This window comes from Streptomyces solicamelliae (assembly GCF_045348655.1).
Classification (GTDB): Bacteria; Actinomycetota; Actinomycetes; order Streptomycetales; family Streptomycetaceae; genus Streptomyces; species Streptomyces solicamelliae.
On record NZ_CP160404.1, the window covers coordinates 1314100 to 1329991 of the forward strand.

Sequence of the window (15892 nt, forward strand, 5' to 3'; positions counted from 1 at the left end):
TAGAGCAATGTTCATCTTTTGGAACCCCTCGTGCACGGGATTCGTCCAAGCCCTCCCCGTTGACGCGGCGCGCGCGGAATCCTACGGTCATACATAGGAATGCAGGATTGCGGTTTCCCGAGGGTTTCCAGAGCAGGAGCGGGCATGACAGGCAACGCCGGCACGGCGCACACGGAGCAGGCACGCAAGACCGCGGAGTCGCTGGCGTACTCCCATGGTTTCGGCAACGAGCACAGCTCGGAGGCCGTCCCGGGCGCGCTGCCGACCCGCGGCAACTCGCCGCAGCGGGCCCCCCTGGGTCTGTACGCGGAGCAGCTCAGCGGCAGCGCGTTCACCGAGCCCCGGGCGCACAACCGGCGCTCCTGGCTCTACCGGATCCGGCCGTCGGCGGCGCACCCGCCGTTCACCCGGACCGACAACGGCGCGGTCCGCACCGCGCCCTTCACCGAGACGGTCCCCGACCCCAACCGGCTGCGCTGGAACCCGCTGCCGGAGCCGGCCCCCGGCACCGACTGGCTGGCCGGCCTGTGGACCCTCGGCGGCAACGGCGACGCGGCGCAGCGCGCCGGCATGGCCGTGCACCTCTACCACGCGAACGCGGACATGCTGCGGGTCTTCGGCGACTCCGACGGCGAGCTGCTGATCGTCCCCGAGCAGGGCGGTCTGCTGGTCCGCACCGAGCTGGGCCTGCTCTCCGCCGGTCCCGGCGAGGTCCTGCTGATCCCGCGCGGCGTGCGCTTCCGCGTGGAGCTCCTGGACGACACCGCCCGCGGCTACGTCTGCGAGAACTACGGGCAGCCCTTCCAGCTCCCCGACCTCGGCCCGATCGGCGCGAACGGCCTGGCGCACGCCCGCCACTTCCGCGCCCCGGTCGCCGCGTACGAGGACACCGAGGGCCCGGTCGAGGTGGTCAACAAGTACTGCGGCAACCTCTGGTCGGCCACCTACGACCACTCCCCGCTGGACGTCGTCGCCTGGTTCGGAAACCACACCCCGTACGTCTACGACCTGCGGCTCTTCAACGTCATCGGGACGATCTCGTACGACCACCCGGACCCGTCGATCTTCACCGTGCTCACCTCGCCGTCCGACACCCCCGGCCTCGCGGGCGTCGACTTCGTGGTGTTCGCGCCGCGCTGGCTGGTCGGCGAGGACACCTTCCGTCCGCCGTACTTCCACCGCAACGTGATGAGCGAGTACATGGGCCTGATCGAGGGCGCGTACGACGCCAAGACTGCTGGGAAGGGGGGCTTCGTCCCCGGCGGCGGCTCGCTGCACAACATGATGTCCGCGCACGGCCCCGACCGGGAGACCTTCGACAAGGCCAGCGCCGCCGAGCTGAAGCCGCACAAGATCGACGACGGTCTGGCCTTCATGTTCGAGACCCGCTGGCCGGTGATCACCACCGAGCAGGCCGTCGGGTCCGACCAGCTGCAGAGCCGGTACGACGACGTATGGCAGGGTCTTGAGCGCCACTTCCGGCCGTAGTGTCCCGTAGCCGTCGTACGGAGTCCCCCGTGACCGCCTTCTCTCCCGACTCGCTGGTCCTGAACCGCAAGCTGCCGCTCTGGTACCAGGTCTCGCAGTCGCTCCGCGCCTCGATACTCGGCCGCGCGCCCGACGCGTCGCTGCGACTGCCCACCGAGGAGCAGCTCGCCGGCCATTACGGCGTGAGCGTGCTGACCATGCGGCAGGCTCTGAAGGAGCTGGAGGAGGAGGGCCTGATCAGCCGGCACCGGCGGCGCGGGACCTTCATCGAGCCGGGGGCGCGGCGCAGTGCGCCGCGCCGCCTGCTCGGCTCGATCGACGCGATCGTGGCGCAGCAGTCCGGCGAGCGGACGACCGTGCTGGGGCACGGTCCCGCGCCCGTCCCGGGCGAGCTGGCCGAGCACTTCCCGGACGTGGCGGAGGTCGTCGCGTACCGGAGGCTGCGCCGCGACGGCGAGACCGGCGAGCCGACCAACTGGGCGGAGAACGCGGTCCGTCCCGAGATCGCGGACCGGCTGGATCCGGCCGATCTGGAGCGCTGGCCGATGACGAAGGTGCTGCGGGACGTGCTCGGGGTGCGGATCAGCCGGATCACGGACACGGTCGAGGCGCGGCTCGCCGACCCCGAGACGGCGTCCCTCCTGGAGGTTCCGCTGCTGTCGCCGATCCTGCACTACACGGGCGTGACGTACGACGAGGACGGCCGCGTCGTGGACGTGGCCCGGATCCGCTACCGGGGCGACCGCTTCTCCTTCACGGTGACCGTCGAGGCGCAGTAGCGGGCCGGGACAGCCTTGGCGCGGCAGGCCGGGTCAGGCGGTGTTCGGCGTCTCCCCCGTGCGCTCGCCCTCGGCCTGGGAGGGGGTGGTCCGCGCGGTCTGCGGGTGGTGGACCTGTTCCTTCTGCTGGGCGTCCATGTCCTCCTCGAGCCGTTCGCCTTCGGCCTGCGAGGGAGTCGTGTAGTCGTACTGGCTGTACCGCATCATCGCCCGCCTCCCGGGTCGGTACATAACCCCACAGAAGGAGCGTAGCCCCTCTGTGGCCGGATGGACCGGCTGGCTAGCATCTGCTGCGTGACCGAGAGCCCGCGCACGAGCCCTGCCGAGTCGGCCGCCGAGGACGCGCCGCTGCTCGACGACCTCATGCCCTGGTCGGCGGCCCCGCTGCGACTCGGCCGGGCCTGGATCGTCGCACCGGACGTCCGCACCCTGCGGGCCCGCTGGGACCGGCTGGTCGGGGCCGAGGGCGAGGAGCGGACGGAGCTGTTCCGGCCGAGCCGGGCGCGCACCCCGTCGACCTCCGTGGCCGCGCTGCCCGGGCAGCGCACCGGCACGGTCCGGTTCGCCCGGGAGACCGGCCGCTGCCCCGAGCCGGTGCGCCTCGCGCACGGCCCGTTCGACGAGCAGTGGCTGCTGCCGGACCACCGGCTGATCGACACCGGCCGCCCCGAGCTGTGGCGGGTCGCCGACGCGGCCCAGCTGTTCGCGGTCGAGCAGGGCCATGTGCCGGGGGCGCCGGGCCCGGCGCTCCTGGTCACCGCGGTCCTGCCGGACGGCCGCTCCCCCGCGGGCCGGCCGGGCCGGATCCGCCCGCTGTACCGCCGTCCCGGCGGCGCGGAGCCCAATGTCGCGCCCGGTCTGCTGCCCTTCCTGAGCGGGCGGTACGGGCACGAGGTCACCGCCGCCGAGCTGCTGGCCTGGGCCGTGGCGGCCGCCCGCCCCTCCCCCGCCGGCTGCCGGGTCCCGCTGCCCGCGGACCCGGACCGCTGGGCGGCCGGCGTGACACTGGGGCGGCGGCTGACCGGCGTCCAGCTGCGCGGCGCCCGCGGCGGCGAGAAACCCCGGCTGCCGGGCGGGCGGCGGCCCTATGTGCGCGCGCCGATCCCGGCGCGGCCGTCGGCGCTCGCGTACGACGCGGCCGAGGAGACCCTGGCCCTGGACGAGGGGCGGATCGCGCCGGTGCCGGTGGAGGCGTGGGAGTACACCGTCGGCGGCGTGCGGATGCTGGAGCAGTGGTTCGCGCACCGGACGGCGCCGGCCGAGCCCGGCAGCCTGGAGGCGATCGGGCCGGCCGCCTGGCCGCAGGAGTGGACCTCGGAACTGCTCGAACTGATCACGGTGCTGGCCCTGTTGGGCCAGAGCGAGCCGGAACGCGCCGCGCTGACGGAAGGCGGCGGCCCGGAGCTGACCCGGACCGCGCTGCGGGAGGCCGGCATCCTGCCCGTACCGGACCGGGCGCGCCGGCCGGCGTCGGTGCTCGACCACCAGGAGGAGGGCCCGGAGGGGCAGTTCGCGCTGCTGTGAACGGCCCGCCGGACGCCGGGTCCTGCGGATCGGCGCCGAACGGGCCCTACGCCGGCGCGAAGGAGTCCAGGACACGCCGCAGCGTGCGCTCGAAGACCTCCTCCGGGTCGAGCGGCCGGGCCCCCGACTCGGTGATCACCGCGGCGAGCCGCGGATACCCGCCGCCGGCCAGCTGCCCCCTCAGATAAGCGCCGCGCACGGCCTGTTCCTGCTCCTCGGACCAGGGCAGTCCGCGGGCCCGCTCGGCCAGCGCCAGGTCGTTGGCGACGATGGTCATGACCGTGCCGTTCACCGTGGCGAGCAGCTCCATCTTGACGCCGCCGGGCAGGTCGAGGCCGTCGAGGCAGGCCAGGCCGTGCTCCAGGAAGCGCAGGGCGTGGGGGCCGAAGGCGTAGCCCGTGGTCATCAGGCGGATGACCCACGGGTGCCGTCGCATGATGGCCCGCGCCTGGCGGGCCAGGTGCAGCATGTCCGCGCGCCAGTCACCGGAGGGGCCGGCGGCGAGGTCGTACTCGGCGCTGACGGCGTCGACCATCAGCTCGTACAGGTCCTCCTTGCGGGGGACGTAGTTGTAGAGCGACATCGTGCCGCAGCCGATCTCGGCCGCCACGCGCCGCATGGAGACCGCGTCGATGCCGTCGGCATCGGCCACGCGCACCGCGGCCGCCACGATGTCGGCCCGGCTGTACGCGGGCCTGGGGCCCCGGCCGGTGCGCTCGGGGCGCGCCCAGATCACTTCGGGTTCGGCCGCTCGGCCTGCCATGGATCACCACCTCGCCCTCCATCGTAGTTACGTACACCGTACGTAGTGGGGTATGGTCACGGCATGACGACTACGTACGCTGTACTTAGTGAGGGTCTGCAGAAACGCTACGGGGACGTCCATGCCCTGCGCGGGCTGGATCTGGCGGTCCCCGAGGGCACGGTCTGCGGGGTGCTCGGCCCCAACGGGGCGGGCAAGACCACGGCGGTACGGGTGCTCACCACCCTGACCGCCCCGGATGCCGGCAGCGCCCGAGTCGCCGGCCGCGACATACGGCGCGAGCCGGCCGAGGTGCGCCGCCGGATCTCCGTCACCGGCCAGTACGCCTCCGTCGACGGCGACCTGAGCGGCGCGGAGAACCTCCGGCTCTTCGCGCGGCTGCTGCGCGCCCCGCGCTCCCGGGCCGACGAACTCCTGGAGCGCTTCGGGCTCACCGAGGCCGCCGACCGCCCGGCCCGCACGTACTCCGGTGGCATGCGCCGCCGGCTCGACCTGGCCGCCGGCCTGATCGTGCCGCCGCAGGTGCTCTTCCTCGACGAGCCGACCACCGGGCTCGACCCGCACAGCCGCAACGGGATCTGGGACGCCGTACGGGGGTTGGCGTCCCAGGGCACGACCGTCCTGCTCACCACCCAGTACCTGGAGGAGGCGGACCAGCTCGCCGACGAGATCGTGCTGATCGACGACGGCCGGGCCGCGCACCGCGGCACGCCCGCCGAACTCAAGGCACGCATCGGCAGCTACGCCGAGGTCGTCGTCGCCGACACCGCGTTCCTGGAGGCCGCCGCGGGCGTTCTCGACCGGCTCACCGGATCGGAACCGGCCCTCGACCCCGAGCGCCGCACGGTCGGCGCGGTCACCCTCGACGGGACGCTGACCCTGCCGCGGATCGTCCGCGAGGTCGACGCGGCCGGGGTGCACCTCGTGGACGCCACGCTCCGCCCGCCCACCCTCGACGAGGTGTTCCTGCGCCTCACCGACCGCACGCCGCCCGCCGACCGCAAGGAGGTCGCCGCATGAGCACCGCCCTGGTCCACGACGGGACCGCCGTCCTCGGCCGTCATCTGCAACGCATCCGCCGCGCCCCGGCGATGACGCTGATGACGCAGACGATGCCGATCGTCTTCCTGCTGTTCTTCGGGTACGTCTTCGGCAGCGCGCTCGCCATGCCGGGGGCCGAGTACCGCGCGTTCCTGGTGCCGGGCCTGCTGGTGGCGACCGCCGCGGGCGGGCTGATGACCGGCATGTTCCAGGCGGCGCAGGACTCCCACCGGGGTGTGATGGACCGCTTCCGGACCCTGCCGGTGAGCCGGGCCGCCGTTCCGCTCGGGCAGGCGCTCGCCGATCTGGTCACCAGCGCGGCCGGCATGGTGCCGATGATCCTGATCGGGCTCGCGATGGGCTGGCGGATCGAGGGCGGCGCCCTCGACGCGCTGGCCGCCTTCGGGCTGCTGCTGCTCTTCCGGTTCGCCATGACCTGGGTCGGGATCCTGCTGGGCCTGGCCTCACAGAGCGAGGAGGCGGCCGGGCAGCTCGGCAGCGCCACGTTCATGCTGCCCCTGCTGTCGAACGCGTACCTCCCGACCGACGGCATGCCCGGCTGGCTGCGCACGGTCGCCGAGTGGAACCCGATCTCCGCCGTGACCACCGCGGTCCGGGACCTGTTCGGCAACGCGCCCGTCCCGGCGGACGCGGCCTGGCCGGTGGCGCATCCGGTGGCCGGGGCGCTGCTCTGGTCGCTGGCCCTGCTCGCGGTGTTCGCGCCGCTCGCGGTCCGCAGGTACGGGCGCGTGTGACCCACAGGTACACGCGCATGCGACCGACCGGGTACGTGCGCATGTGACCGATCCGCAGGTGACAAACCCGGCGCGGACGCGATAGGCACGCGGGATGAGCACCCGCAGCGCCCGCCCCGCCCGTCCGCAGCCGCTCCCGCTGGACGGGATCACCGTCGTCGCCGTCGAACAGGCCGTCGCCGCGCCCTTCGCCACCCGGCAGCTCGCCGACCTCGGTGCGCGGGTCGTCAAGATCGAGCGGCCGGACGGCGGCGACTTCGCCCGCGGGTACGACACGGCGGCGGCCGGACTCGCCTCGCACTTCGTGTGGTGCAACCGCGGCAAGGAGTCCGTCGCGGTGGACCTGAAGGACCCGCGCGGCCTCGCCCTGGTCCGGCGCCTGATCGCGGACGCGGACGTGTTCGTGCAGAACCTGGCGCAGGGCGCGGCGGCCCGCCTGGGCCTGGACGCGGCCACGCTGTGCGCGGCGCATCCGCGGCTGGTCGCGGTGGACGTCTCGGGGTACGGGGCCGAGGGGCCGTACGCGCACAGGCGCGCGTACGACATGCTCGTGCAGTGCGAGGCCGGCCTGGTGTCGGTGACGGGGACGGCGGAGCAGCCGGTGAAGGCGGGCATCCCGGCGGCGGACATCGCGGCCGGGATGTACGCGTACTCCGGCGTGCTGGCCGCGCTGGTGCGCCGGGGGACGACGGGGCGGGGCGGGCCGGTGGAGGTCTCGCTGCTCGACGCGCTGGCGGAGTGGATGGGGCATCCGCTGCACCACGGGATGCACGGAGGCGCGGCCCCGGCGCGAACGGGGCTCGCACACGCGGTGATCGCGCCGTACGACGCCTATCCGACGGCGGACGGCAGCCTGGTACTGCTGTCGGTGCAGAACGACCGCGAGTGGCGGAGGTTGGCCGAACAGGTCCTTGAGCGGCCGGAGTTGGCGGACGATCCGGACTTCGCGACGAACACCGCCCGGGTGGCCCGGCGGGCGGACACGGATGGGGCGGTGGCCGCGGCGCTCGCGCCGCTGACGGCCGCGGAGGCACTGTCCCGGCTGGAGGCGGCGGGGATCGCCTGCGCACGCCTGAACACGGTGGCCGATCTGGCGGAGCACCCGCAGCTGGCGGCGCGGGACCGGTGGCGGACGGTGGAGTCGGCGGTGGGCCCGCTGCGGGCGATGCTGCCGCCGGTCGTCTTCCCGGACGGTCCCGAGCCGGTGATGGGCGCGATCCCGGCGCTCGGCGCGCACACGGAGCCGGCCCTGGCCGGGATCGGTGTCGGCGGGGCGGAGCGCGACGAGCTGCGGAAGGCGGGCGTGATCGCCTGAGCGGGCGCCCTGCGCCACGGAGCGGGCGCAGGCGGCACCCGGGGTTCACCCCGACCCGGGCAGCACCACGCGTACCCGGCCCCAGGCAGCACGAAGCCCGGACGGGTGGGGAACTCGTCCGGGCGGTTGTCGCGGCGGTCGGCCGAGTGAGCGGGAGGGTGCGCCGGGCAGGCGGCCCGGCCGACCGGTCGGGTGCGGTCCTAGTGCCGGCTGCCGAAGAGCGAGCGGCGCAGGCGGCGCAGGGGCGCGAACAGCGAGACCCGGGCACTGCGGCTGCGGTGGCCGTGCACGGGGGCCGTGACCTCACGCGCCGTCAGCTCGCGCATGAGCAGCGTCGCCTCGGCGGCCTCGCGCTGCGGTATGGCGGGTCCGCCGAGGACCGCGAGATGGCGGTCGAGGCGCGAACTGGTCGCGCTGCTCCCGCAGGTGATCGCAGGTACTCGCGCCCTGCTGCGCATCGTTATCTGTTCCATGTCTCTCCCCACCCGTACGAGGGCACCCGGCCCGGGCAGGTTAACCCTATCGCCCCACACTGACACCCGGGTATCCCGGCCGCAGGATTCACCGCACTCTAACGGGGATTGACGGTCACCGTCCGAATCCAACTGATTCCAGGGCGAGTTGGACAGCGAACGAACACCTGCCGAACCGTCACGAACCATCCTGCACACAAGGAGGTCACCGACGGACATCTGACGGTGTGTGATCTCCACCACCAAGATCATCGCTGTCCGAAGTGGTCCCGAGGTGGGGGCAGAAGACCGTTCCTGAGCTAACTTGGAAGGGTTTCTGCCGTGTTGCCGCCCCGGGCCGGACACCGGAGCGGACCGACCGACACAGGGGGGCTCGCCCATGAGCGGAGCGACGCCGGGGGCCACCGGGCCCGACCGCCTGATCGCGGGCCGGTACCGGCTCCTCGACGCCCTCGGCGAGGGCGGCATGGGCATCGTCTGGCGGGCCCGCGACGAGGTCCTGGGCCGCGAGGTCGCGGTGAAGGAGGTCCGCGCCCCGGCCGGGCTCTCCGCCGAGGACGTGCGCCGGCTCTACGCCCGGCTGGAGCGCGAGGCCTGGGCCGCCGCCCGCATCCCGCACCGCAACGTGGTCACCGTCTACGACGTGGCGTCCGAGGACGGCCGGCCGTGGATCGTGATGGAGCTGGTCCGCGGCCTCTCGCTCGCCGAGGTGCTGGAGGCGGAGGGCCCGATGCCGCCCCGGCGGGCCGCCCGGATCGGCGCCGAGGTGCTCGCGGCGCTGCGGGCCGCGCACGAGGCGGGGGTGCTGCACCGGGACGTGAAGCCGGGCAACGTGCTGCTCGCCAACGACGGCCGGGTGGTGCTCACCGACTTCGGCATCGCCCGGGTGGCGGGCAGCTCGAACCTCACGATGACCGGAGAGCTGATCGGCTCCCCCGAATTCCTGGCGCCGGAACGGGCGTTGGGGCGCGAGGCGGGACCCGAGTCCGACCTCTGGTCGCTCGGCGTCCTGCTGTACGCGGCGGTCGAGGGCGTCACGCCGTTCCGGCAGGACACCCCGCTGAGCACGCTGCGCGCGGTCGTGGACGAGGAGCTGCCGCCGGCCCGGCGGGCCGGCCCGCTGGCCCCGGTGATCGAGGGGCTGCTGCGCAAGGAGCCCGCCGAGCGCCTCCCGGCGTCGCAGGCCGCGGACCGCCTGCGCCTGGTCGCGGCGGGCGGGGAGCCCCGCACGGAGCCGATGGCCGCGGGGCCGTACGCGCCTTTGCCGGCGGAGGGGGACGGAGACGACGACGGGCCGCGGGGCGGCAGCCCGCAGCCGCCCCCGCCCGGCGGTCCGACGGTGCCGATGGACGACGGACCGGAGCGGTCGCGGCGCGCCGGGGTGGTGCTCGCCGTCGGGCTCGCCGTGCTGCTGCTGGCCGTCGGCGCGCTGGCCTACGTCCTGGTGCGCCAGAACGACACCGGCGGCAAGGGCGGCGGGACGGCCACGGGCGGTGCGACGACGGGCGGCGCCACGACCGCGCCGCCGAGCACACCCGCGCCGAGCGCGACGAAGACCGGGCCGACGAGCACCCCGCCCTCCTCTCCGTCCGTCACGGCGACACCGCCGCTGACGGTGCACGTGTCGGCGGAGGCGGTGCGGGGGAGTTACCGCGGCCCCTGCCCGGCGCCCGGGGGCGAGGCCCCGGCGTTCACGGCGACGGTCTCGGTGGGGCGGGTCCCGGCGACCGTCGAGTACCGCTGGACGACGGAGAGCGGCGAGACCTCGGCGGCGGACTGGGAGACGCTGCGGTTCACGGCGGACGGGCCGGAGCAGCGGCAGGTGGAGCACACGGAGCTGACGTACCGGAAGGACGGGACGCGCCAGGACCGGGTCCGGGTGGAGATCCGGAGCCCGGCCGGGCGCTCGAACTGGGTGGCGTTCTCGGTGACCTGCGAGGAGGCGAGCCCGACCGGCTCCCCCTACCCGACGGGCTCGGTCACACCGCGTTCCTGAACGGGGGCAGGTAGCCGCCGGACTGGCCGGAGGCGGTCGGGTGGTACGACTCGCCGATGTTCAGCCAGTTGACGCTGTGCAGCCAGGCCGAACCGGAGCAGATCTCGTGTCCGGTGAAGGCCGGGACCACGCTCGCGAAGGTGTAGCCGTGGTCGGCGGCGCGCTTCGCGACGGCGGCGTTGAGGTGGTCCGAGCCGCCGTTGATGGCCGCCCGCTCGTTCTCGCTGAGGCCGGCGATGCAGCTGCCGCCGAGCTTGTAGAAGCGGGGGTAGCCGAGGACGACGACCTTGGCGTTGGGGGCCTTGGTTCTGATCGCGTTGTACACGGAGTCGAGTCGGCCGGGCAGCGTGCTGTCGACATAACTCTTGGCTTGATTCACCCGGTTGATACAGGTGGCCTCGGACTGGAGGACACAGGTCGTCATGACGTCGGCGAAGCCTGCGTCGTTGCCCCCGATGGTGATCGAGACCAGGTCGGTGGCGGCGGACAGCGGGCCGAGCTGATTGGCCGTGACATCGCTGGTGACAGCGCCCGAGCAGGCGGTGAACGCGAAGGACGAGGGTGCGTTCGCGTTCTTCCAGAGGACGGGGTAGGCCTTGGTGGACCGCTTGCAGGAACCGCTGGCGCTGTCGTAACTCCCGGCTCCCACACCGGAGGAGTACGAGTCGCCGAGGGCCACGTAGTCGAGCGCGGCACTCTCCGCCGCCTGCGCCGCCCCTGCCCCGGTCAGGGCGAGGACGGCGCCGAGGAGCAGCGACGAGGAAAATGCCGTGAAACGGGTGAGTTTCATGAAACCTCCCTTGAGCAGGATCTCTGCCTACTCCGTGGTAGCAGCGCGCGTAGACCTCTGGAAGTGTCCATGCCAAGTCAATCGATCTGACGCACCGTCATCATCGTTTGAAACGCGTGGATTCGGCCATCTCGACACACCGGCACACGGGCTCGGGCGCCGTTCGGGCCGGCTCGAACCGACTCGAAATCAATTCGCACAGGAATTCACAGAAGCCCTCGGTGAACTCGCGCGTCCCACCATTCAAACGGACTGGAAAAATCCGCCCCAAATCAATGAATTAGCATGTCCTAAGCCAGGACTTGCCATACAGTCGCATTCATCAATACCGTCGTACATCTCACCCGCATCCGACCCTTCGGACCACGGCTCAGGGGAGGGCCACACCGATACGGAGGTACGGACGCGGGGCGCGGTTGGGGGGTGCCGTCCTCGGTGGCCACAGGGGTGCCGAGCGTCGGGCCGCGCATGCAGTAACTCCAGCTCACCCATGCCGTACGGAGCGCGATTCCGTGCGTCCCAGGGGTGAGAACCCCCCTTTCGCACCGGACAGACAACCGGACCGCCCGGGGGCGGGCGGTCCACCGGACGAGAGGGAAACACCACCATGAGTTCTTTCCTGCGACCGGCTCCCGCCGGACGGGAAATATCCGCCGAGTACCGCGCCATCACCTCGCACTTGGCCATCACTCCGCCCGTGAGCGTCGTCATCCCGGCGATGAACGAAGCGGAAAATCTGCCCTACGTTTTCAAGACACTTCCGGACTGGATCCATGAAGTCGTCCTGGTCGACGGCAACTCCACGGACGACACCGTCCGGGTCGCCGAGGAGCTGTGGCCGGACGTCAAGGTCGTCAAGCAGGCCGGCAAGGGCAAGGGCGACGCCCTCATCAGTGGCTTCGCCGCCTGCACCGGCGACATCATCGTCATGGTCGACGCGGACGGCTCGGCCGACGGCCAGGAGATCGTCAGCTATGTCTCCGCGCTCGTCGGCGGCGCCGACTTCGCCAAGGGCTCCCGCTTCGCCAACGGCGGCGGCACCGACGACATGACCGCGATCCGGCGGCTCGGCAACCGGGCCCTGTGCGCCCTGGTCAACCGCAAGTTCGGGGCCCGCTACACCGACCTCTGCTACGGCTACAACGCCTTCTGGCGGCACTGCCTCGACGAGATCACCCTCGACTGCACCGGCTTCGAGATCGAGACCCTCATCAACATCCGGGTGGTCAAGGCCGGGTTGAGAGTGCAGGAGGTCCCCAGCCACGAGTACCTGCGCATCCACGGCGTCAGCAACCTCAACGCCGTCCGCGACGGACTGCGGGTGCTGCGGGTCATCCTCAAGGAGAAGGGCGTCCGGCGCGGCGCCCGCCGGCGCGCCGCCTCGTTCTCCGTGAACGTCCCCCGCCGGGGAGAGGTCTCTTGAGCGACCAGGGACTCGCGGGCGAGCGCGCGTTCTCCGTGGTGATCTGCGTCTACACCGAGGACCGGTGGCAGGACATCCTCGCCGCCGTCGACTCGGTACGGGCGCAGACCCTGCCGGCCCTGGAGACGCTCCTGGTCGTCGACCACAACGAGCGGCTCCGGGACCGGCTCACCGCGACCTACCGGGACGCCACCGCACGCGGGGAGGTGCGGGTGCTCGCCAACGCGGGCCCCCGCGGCCTCTCCGCCGGCCGCAACACCGGGATCGCCGCCGCGCGCGGCGCGTTCGTGGCCTTCCTCGACGACGACGCGGTCGCCGAACGGGACTGGCTGCACTGGTTCGCCGCGGGGTACGACGATCCGCGCGTCATGGCGGTCGGCGGCCGGACCCTGCCCGCCTGGGCCTCCGGCCGCCGGCCGGCCTGGTTCCCGGGGGAGTTCGACTGGGTCGTCGGCTGCACCTACCGCGGCCTGCCGCCGGGACGGGTCCGCGTCCGCAACGTGCTCGGCGGCAACGCCTCCTTCCGGCGCACCGCCTTCGACGCGGCGGGCGGCTTCGCCACCGGCATCGGACGCGACGGCGACCGGCGGCCGCTCGGCTGCGAGGAGACGGAACTGTGCATCCGGCTCGCGAACGCCGTCCCCGGTGCCGTCCTGCTCATCGACGACCGGGCCGTCATCCACCACAAGGTCCCCGCGGCCCGGGAGCGGTTCGGCTACTTCCGCACCCGGACGTACGCGGAGGGCCTGTCCAAGGCGCTGGTCGCGCGCAGTGTCGGTGCGTCCAAGGGCCTTGAGGCCGAACGCCGTTACACCACCCGGGTCCTCCCGGCGGGTGTGCTCCGCGGCCTGCGGGACGCGGTCCTCGCCCGCCCCGGCGGCGCGGGCCGGGCGGGTGCGATCGTGGCCGGCGTCGCCACGGCGGCCGCCGGGTACCTCCGGGGCACGCTGCGCGCCCGCCGCGGCGGCACGACGTTCTCGTCCGGCCCGATCGCACCGCCGGAGGCACCGGCGCGGCCGCACGACGCCCTCCCGGGAGCCGCCGTATGAACCGGCCCGTCCCGATCCTCATGTACCACGCCGTCGGCCACAGCCCCTCCCCCGCGACGCACCGGCTGTCCGTCTCGCCCGAGGCGTTCGCCGCGCAGATGGAGGTGCTCGCCGACCGGGGGTTCACACCGCTGACCACCGCCGCGCTCGGCAGGGCGTGGCGGGACGGGCGGCCGCTGCCGGACCGGCCCGTGCTGATCACGTTCGACGACGGGTACGAGGGCGTCCACCGGTACGCGCTTCCCGTGCTCGCCGGGCACGGCTTCGCCGCCACCGTGTTCGTCACCACCGGCTGGCTGCGCGGTCCGTACGACGAGGGCGGGGCGCTCGACACCATGCTCGACTGGGACCAGGTACGGGAACTGGCCGCGGCCGGCACCGAGATCGGCGGGCACGCCCACACCCACCCCCAGCTCGACCAGCTCGACGAACACCGGGTGTGGTCCGAGACCGTGCGCTGCAAGGAGATCGTCGCCGAGGAACTGGGCGCACCGCCGGTCTCCTTCGCGTACCCGTACGGCTACTCCAGCCGCCGGGTGCGAGCCACGGTCCGGGGCGCGGGCTTCGCCCAGGCCCTGGCCGTCGGCAACACCGCGGCCCGCCGCCGCCAGGGCCCGTACGCCCTGGAACGGCTCACCGTGCGCCGCTCCACCCGCGTCGAGGAGTTCGCCCGGATGGTCGAACTCCGGTCGCTGGGGCGGACGTTCGCCGGTGACCGGGCGCTCACCAAGGGGTACGCGGTGGTGCGCCGCTGCCGCGCGGCACTGCGCGAGGCGCGGCGCCTCTGACACCGCGCCGGCCGTCGCGGTTCCTCCGAACGCGGCGTCCGGCGCGGGCCACACGGAGCATCCTCCCCAAGTTCTCGACTCCGCTCGAACAGGGGGGACCCCCACAAAACACCGTGCGCGGCCTGCCCCGTTGCCGGATCATGGGCGCCATGCCCGACACCCCAGCGGAACCGCACCGCGTGCTGCCGATCCGGCTCACCGTCGACGACAGCGACTCGCCCGCCGACGTCGTCGACGCGCTCTTCCTCGGCCGCTTCGCCACCGGCGAGCAGCCGCACGCGCACAGCACCACGCTGGACCGCGTCAAGCCCGGCGCGACCCTGCTGCCTCCGGGCGCGACGCTGCTGCGCGCCGCCAAGGACGACGACCGCAGCGCCCTGCTGGCCGAGGGCGAGGGCTGGACGCTGCTGGTGTCGCGGTGGAACCGCGGCGCCGACGTCACCGTCACGGCCACCGAGCCGGAGCTCGCCGAGCGGATCCTCAAGGAGGCGACGGACGGCGCCAAGGACGAGCCCGAACCCCAGCCGGAGAACGTGACCATGGGGTTCTGGTACGTCTCGCCCCGGCGCGGCCCGCACCGCACCACCCGGCAGATCACCGCCGGCACCTGGGACGAGGTCCGCCCCAACTACACCGCCCCGGTGTCCGAGGCGATGGACAAGCTGATGAAGGTCACGCCCGACGACATCGCGGGACGGCTGCTGCTGCTCCACGGCCCGCCCGGCACCGGCAAGACCTCCGCCCTGCGCACCCTGGCCCGGTCCTGGCGGGACTGGTGCCAGGTCGACTGCGTCCTCGACCCCGAGCGGCTGTTCAACGACGTCGGCTACCTCATGGACATCGCCATCGGCGAGGACGAGGGGACCGCGAAGGGCCGCTGGCGGCTGCTGCTCCTGGAGGACTGCGACGAGCTGATCCGCGGCGAGGCCAAGCACACCGCGGGCCAGGCCCTGTCCCGGCTGCTCAACCTCACCGACGGGCTGCTCGGCCAGGGCCGCAACGTCCTGGTCGGCGTCACCACCAACGAGGACCTGGAACGGCTGCACCCCGCGGTCGTCCGCCCCGGCCGCTGTCTGGCCCGGATCGAGGTCGGCGCCCTGACCCGCGACGAGGCGGTCCGCTGGCTCGGCCGCGACGAGGGCATCGGCCGCGACGGCGCGACGCTCGCGGAGCTGTACGCGCTGCGCCGCGGCACGCAGACCGCCTCGGTCCCCGAGTCGCGGACGCCCGACGCGGGCCTCTACCTGTAAGAGCCCTACGCCTCGTACACCGCGCGCAGGGCGTCCTCCGACGCCGCCCGTGCCTCGTCGCGGGACGCGCCGAGGCGGTGTGCCTCGCGGGCGAACGCCGCCGCGGCCGCGGCCAGCCGCCGGGCCGCCGCGTCACCGGCGGCGGCCACGAAGGTGCCGTGCCGGCCGCGGGTCTCGATCACGCCGTCCGCCTCCAGGGCCTTGTACGCCTTGGCCACCGTGTTGGCGGCCAGGCCCAGTTGCTCGGCAAGGCCGCGGACGGTCGGGAGCTTGTAGCCGACGGGCAGCACCCCGGAGCGGGCCTGCTCCGCGATGCCGGCGCGCAGTTGTTCGTACGGGGCGGTCGACGAGTCCGTGTCCACGGAGATCTTCAAGGTCACGGGACGGATTGTCGCAGCCGGCGGCGGGGCCGGGCGGAAAATGGGAGGCGTCCCCGGCGTGGCCGCGCGTAGCGTGCC

Annotated in this window: 16 protein-coding genes; 11 read left to right on the forward strand and 5 right to left on the reverse strand. The window is 73.3% G+C overall.

Going from position 1 to position 15892, the window contains the following annotated elements:
- Positions 1-144: 144 nt before the first annotated feature.
- Both hmgA and ABZO31_RS06095 read left to right on the forward strand, forming a co-directional pair.
- Positions 145-1488 (forward strand): homogentisate 1,2-dioxygenase, encoded by a 1344-nt coding sequence (gene hmgA / locus ABZO31_RS06090; protein ID WP_406859971.1) that lies wholly within the window; start codon positions 145-147, stop codon positions 1486-1488.
- A 29-nt stretch (positions 1489-1517) separates the two neighbouring features.
- Entirely contained in the window at positions 1518-2267 is a 750-nt protein-coding gene (locus tag ABZO31_RS06095; protein ID WP_406859973.1) for a GntR family transcriptional regulator, read from the forward strand.
- A gap of 33 nt (positions 2268-2300) precedes the next feature.
- Here ABZO31_RS06095 and ABZO31_RS06100 read toward each other — a convergent pair whose 3' ends face one another.
- Complete coding sequence (locus ABZO31_RS06100) at positions 2301-2474, reverse strand: hypothetical protein (protein ID WP_406859974.1); 174 nt, start codon at positions 2472-2474, stop codon at positions 2301-2303.
- A gap of 156 nt (positions 2475-2630) precedes the next feature.
- On the opposite strand from ABZO31_RS06100, the gene ABZO31_RS06105 reads away from it, so the two are divergent.
- Positions 2631-3791 (forward strand): type ISP restriction/modification enzyme, encoded by a 1161-nt coding sequence (locus ABZO31_RS06105; protein ID WP_406865266.1) that lies wholly within the window; start codon positions 2631-2633, stop codon positions 3789-3791.
- A gap of 46 nt (positions 3792-3837) precedes the next feature.
- Here ABZO31_RS06105 and ABZO31_RS06110 read toward each other — a convergent pair whose 3' ends face one another.
- A complete protein-coding gene (locus ABZO31_RS06110) occupies positions 3838-4554 on the reverse strand; it encodes a TetR/AcrR family transcriptional regulator (protein WP_406859975.1) in 717 nt (238 codons plus the stop codon).
- 63 nt (positions 4555-4617) lie between these two features.
- Between ABZO31_RS06110 and ABZO31_RS06115 the strand changes: the two genes are divergently transcribed.
- From ABZO31_RS06115 to ABZO31_RS06125, 3 genes are all read left to right on the forward strand, one after another.
- Entirely contained in the window at positions 4618-5574 is a 957-nt protein-coding gene (locus ABZO31_RS06115; protein ID WP_406859976.1) for an ATP-binding cassette domain-containing protein, read from the forward strand.
- Positions 5571-6350: an ABC transporter permease gene (locus ABZO31_RS06120; protein WP_406859977.1), complete on the forward strand. Its 780-nt coding sequence runs from the start codon at positions 5571-5573 to the stop codon at positions 6348-6350. Before ABZO31_RS06115 ends, ABZO31_RS06120 begins: the two co-directional genes overlap by 4 nt.
- 94 nt (positions 6351-6444) lie before the next feature.
- Positions 6445-7665 (forward strand): CaiB/BaiF CoA transferase family protein, encoded by a 1221-nt coding sequence (locus ABZO31_RS06125; RefSeq protein ID WP_406859978.1) that lies wholly within the window; start codon positions 6445-6447, stop codon positions 7663-7665.
- A gap of 200 nt (positions 7666-7865) precedes the next feature.
- Here the strand turns inward: ABZO31_RS06125 and ABZO31_RS06130 are convergent, their stop codons facing one another.
- The gene (locus ABZO31_RS06130; RefSeq protein ID WP_406859980.1) at positions 7866-8138 is read right to left on the reverse strand and encodes a hypothetical protein; all 273 of its coding nucleotides are present in this window, start codon (positions 8136-8138) and stop codon (positions 7866-7868) included.
- Between the two features lie 379 nt (positions 8139-8517).
- Between ABZO31_RS06130 and ABZO31_RS06135 the strand changes: the two genes are divergently transcribed.
- Positions 8518-10134: a serine/threonine-protein kinase gene (locus ABZO31_RS06135; RefSeq protein ID WP_406859981.1), complete on the forward strand. Its 1617-nt coding sequence runs from the start codon at positions 8518-8520 to the stop codon at positions 10132-10134.
- Here ABZO31_RS06135 and ABZO31_RS06140 read toward each other — a convergent pair.
- Positions 10118-10924 (reverse strand): SGNH/GDSL hydrolase family protein, encoded by an 807-nt coding sequence (locus ABZO31_RS06140; RefSeq protein WP_406859982.1) that lies wholly within the window; start codon positions 10922-10924, stop codon positions 10118-10120. The genes ABZO31_RS06135 and ABZO31_RS06140 overlap by 17 nt on opposite strands.
- Before the next feature lie 607 nt (positions 10925-11531).
- Between ABZO31_RS06140 and ABZO31_RS06145 the strand changes: the two genes are divergently transcribed.
- From ABZO31_RS06145 to ABZO31_RS06160, 4 genes are all read left to right on the forward strand, one after another.
- Positions 11532-12347, forward strand: coding sequence for a glycosyltransferase family 2 protein (locus tag ABZO31_RS06145; protein ID WP_406859983.1), 816 nt, complete (start codon positions 11532-11534; stop codon positions 12345-12347).
- Positions 12344-13396: a glycosyltransferase family 2 protein gene (locus ABZO31_RS06150; protein WP_406859984.1), complete on the forward strand. Its 1053-nt coding sequence runs from the start codon at positions 12344-12346 to the stop codon at positions 13394-13396. The genes ABZO31_RS06145 and ABZO31_RS06150 overlap by 4 nt, the downstream gene beginning before the upstream one ends.
- Positions 13393-14184, forward strand: coding sequence for a polysaccharide deacetylase family protein (locus tag ABZO31_RS06155; protein ID WP_406859985.1), 792 nt, complete (start codon positions 13393-13395; stop codon positions 14182-14184). Before ABZO31_RS06150 ends, ABZO31_RS06155 begins: the two co-directional genes overlap by 4 nt.
- 140 nt (positions 14185-14324) lie before the next feature.
- The gene (locus ABZO31_RS06160) at positions 14325-15434 is read left to right on the forward strand and encodes a DUF5925 domain-containing protein (protein WP_406859986.1); all 1110 of its coding nucleotides are present in this window, start codon (positions 14325-14327) and stop codon (positions 15432-15434) included.
- 5 nt (positions 15435-15439) lie between these two features.
- On the opposite strand, the gene ABZO31_RS06165 is transcribed toward ABZO31_RS06160, so the two are convergent.
- Positions 15440-15814, reverse strand: coding sequence for a GntR family transcriptional regulator (locus ABZO31_RS06165; RefSeq protein ID WP_406859988.1), 375 nt, complete (start codon positions 15812-15814; stop codon positions 15440-15442).
- Positions 15815-15892: the final 78 nt, after the last annotated feature.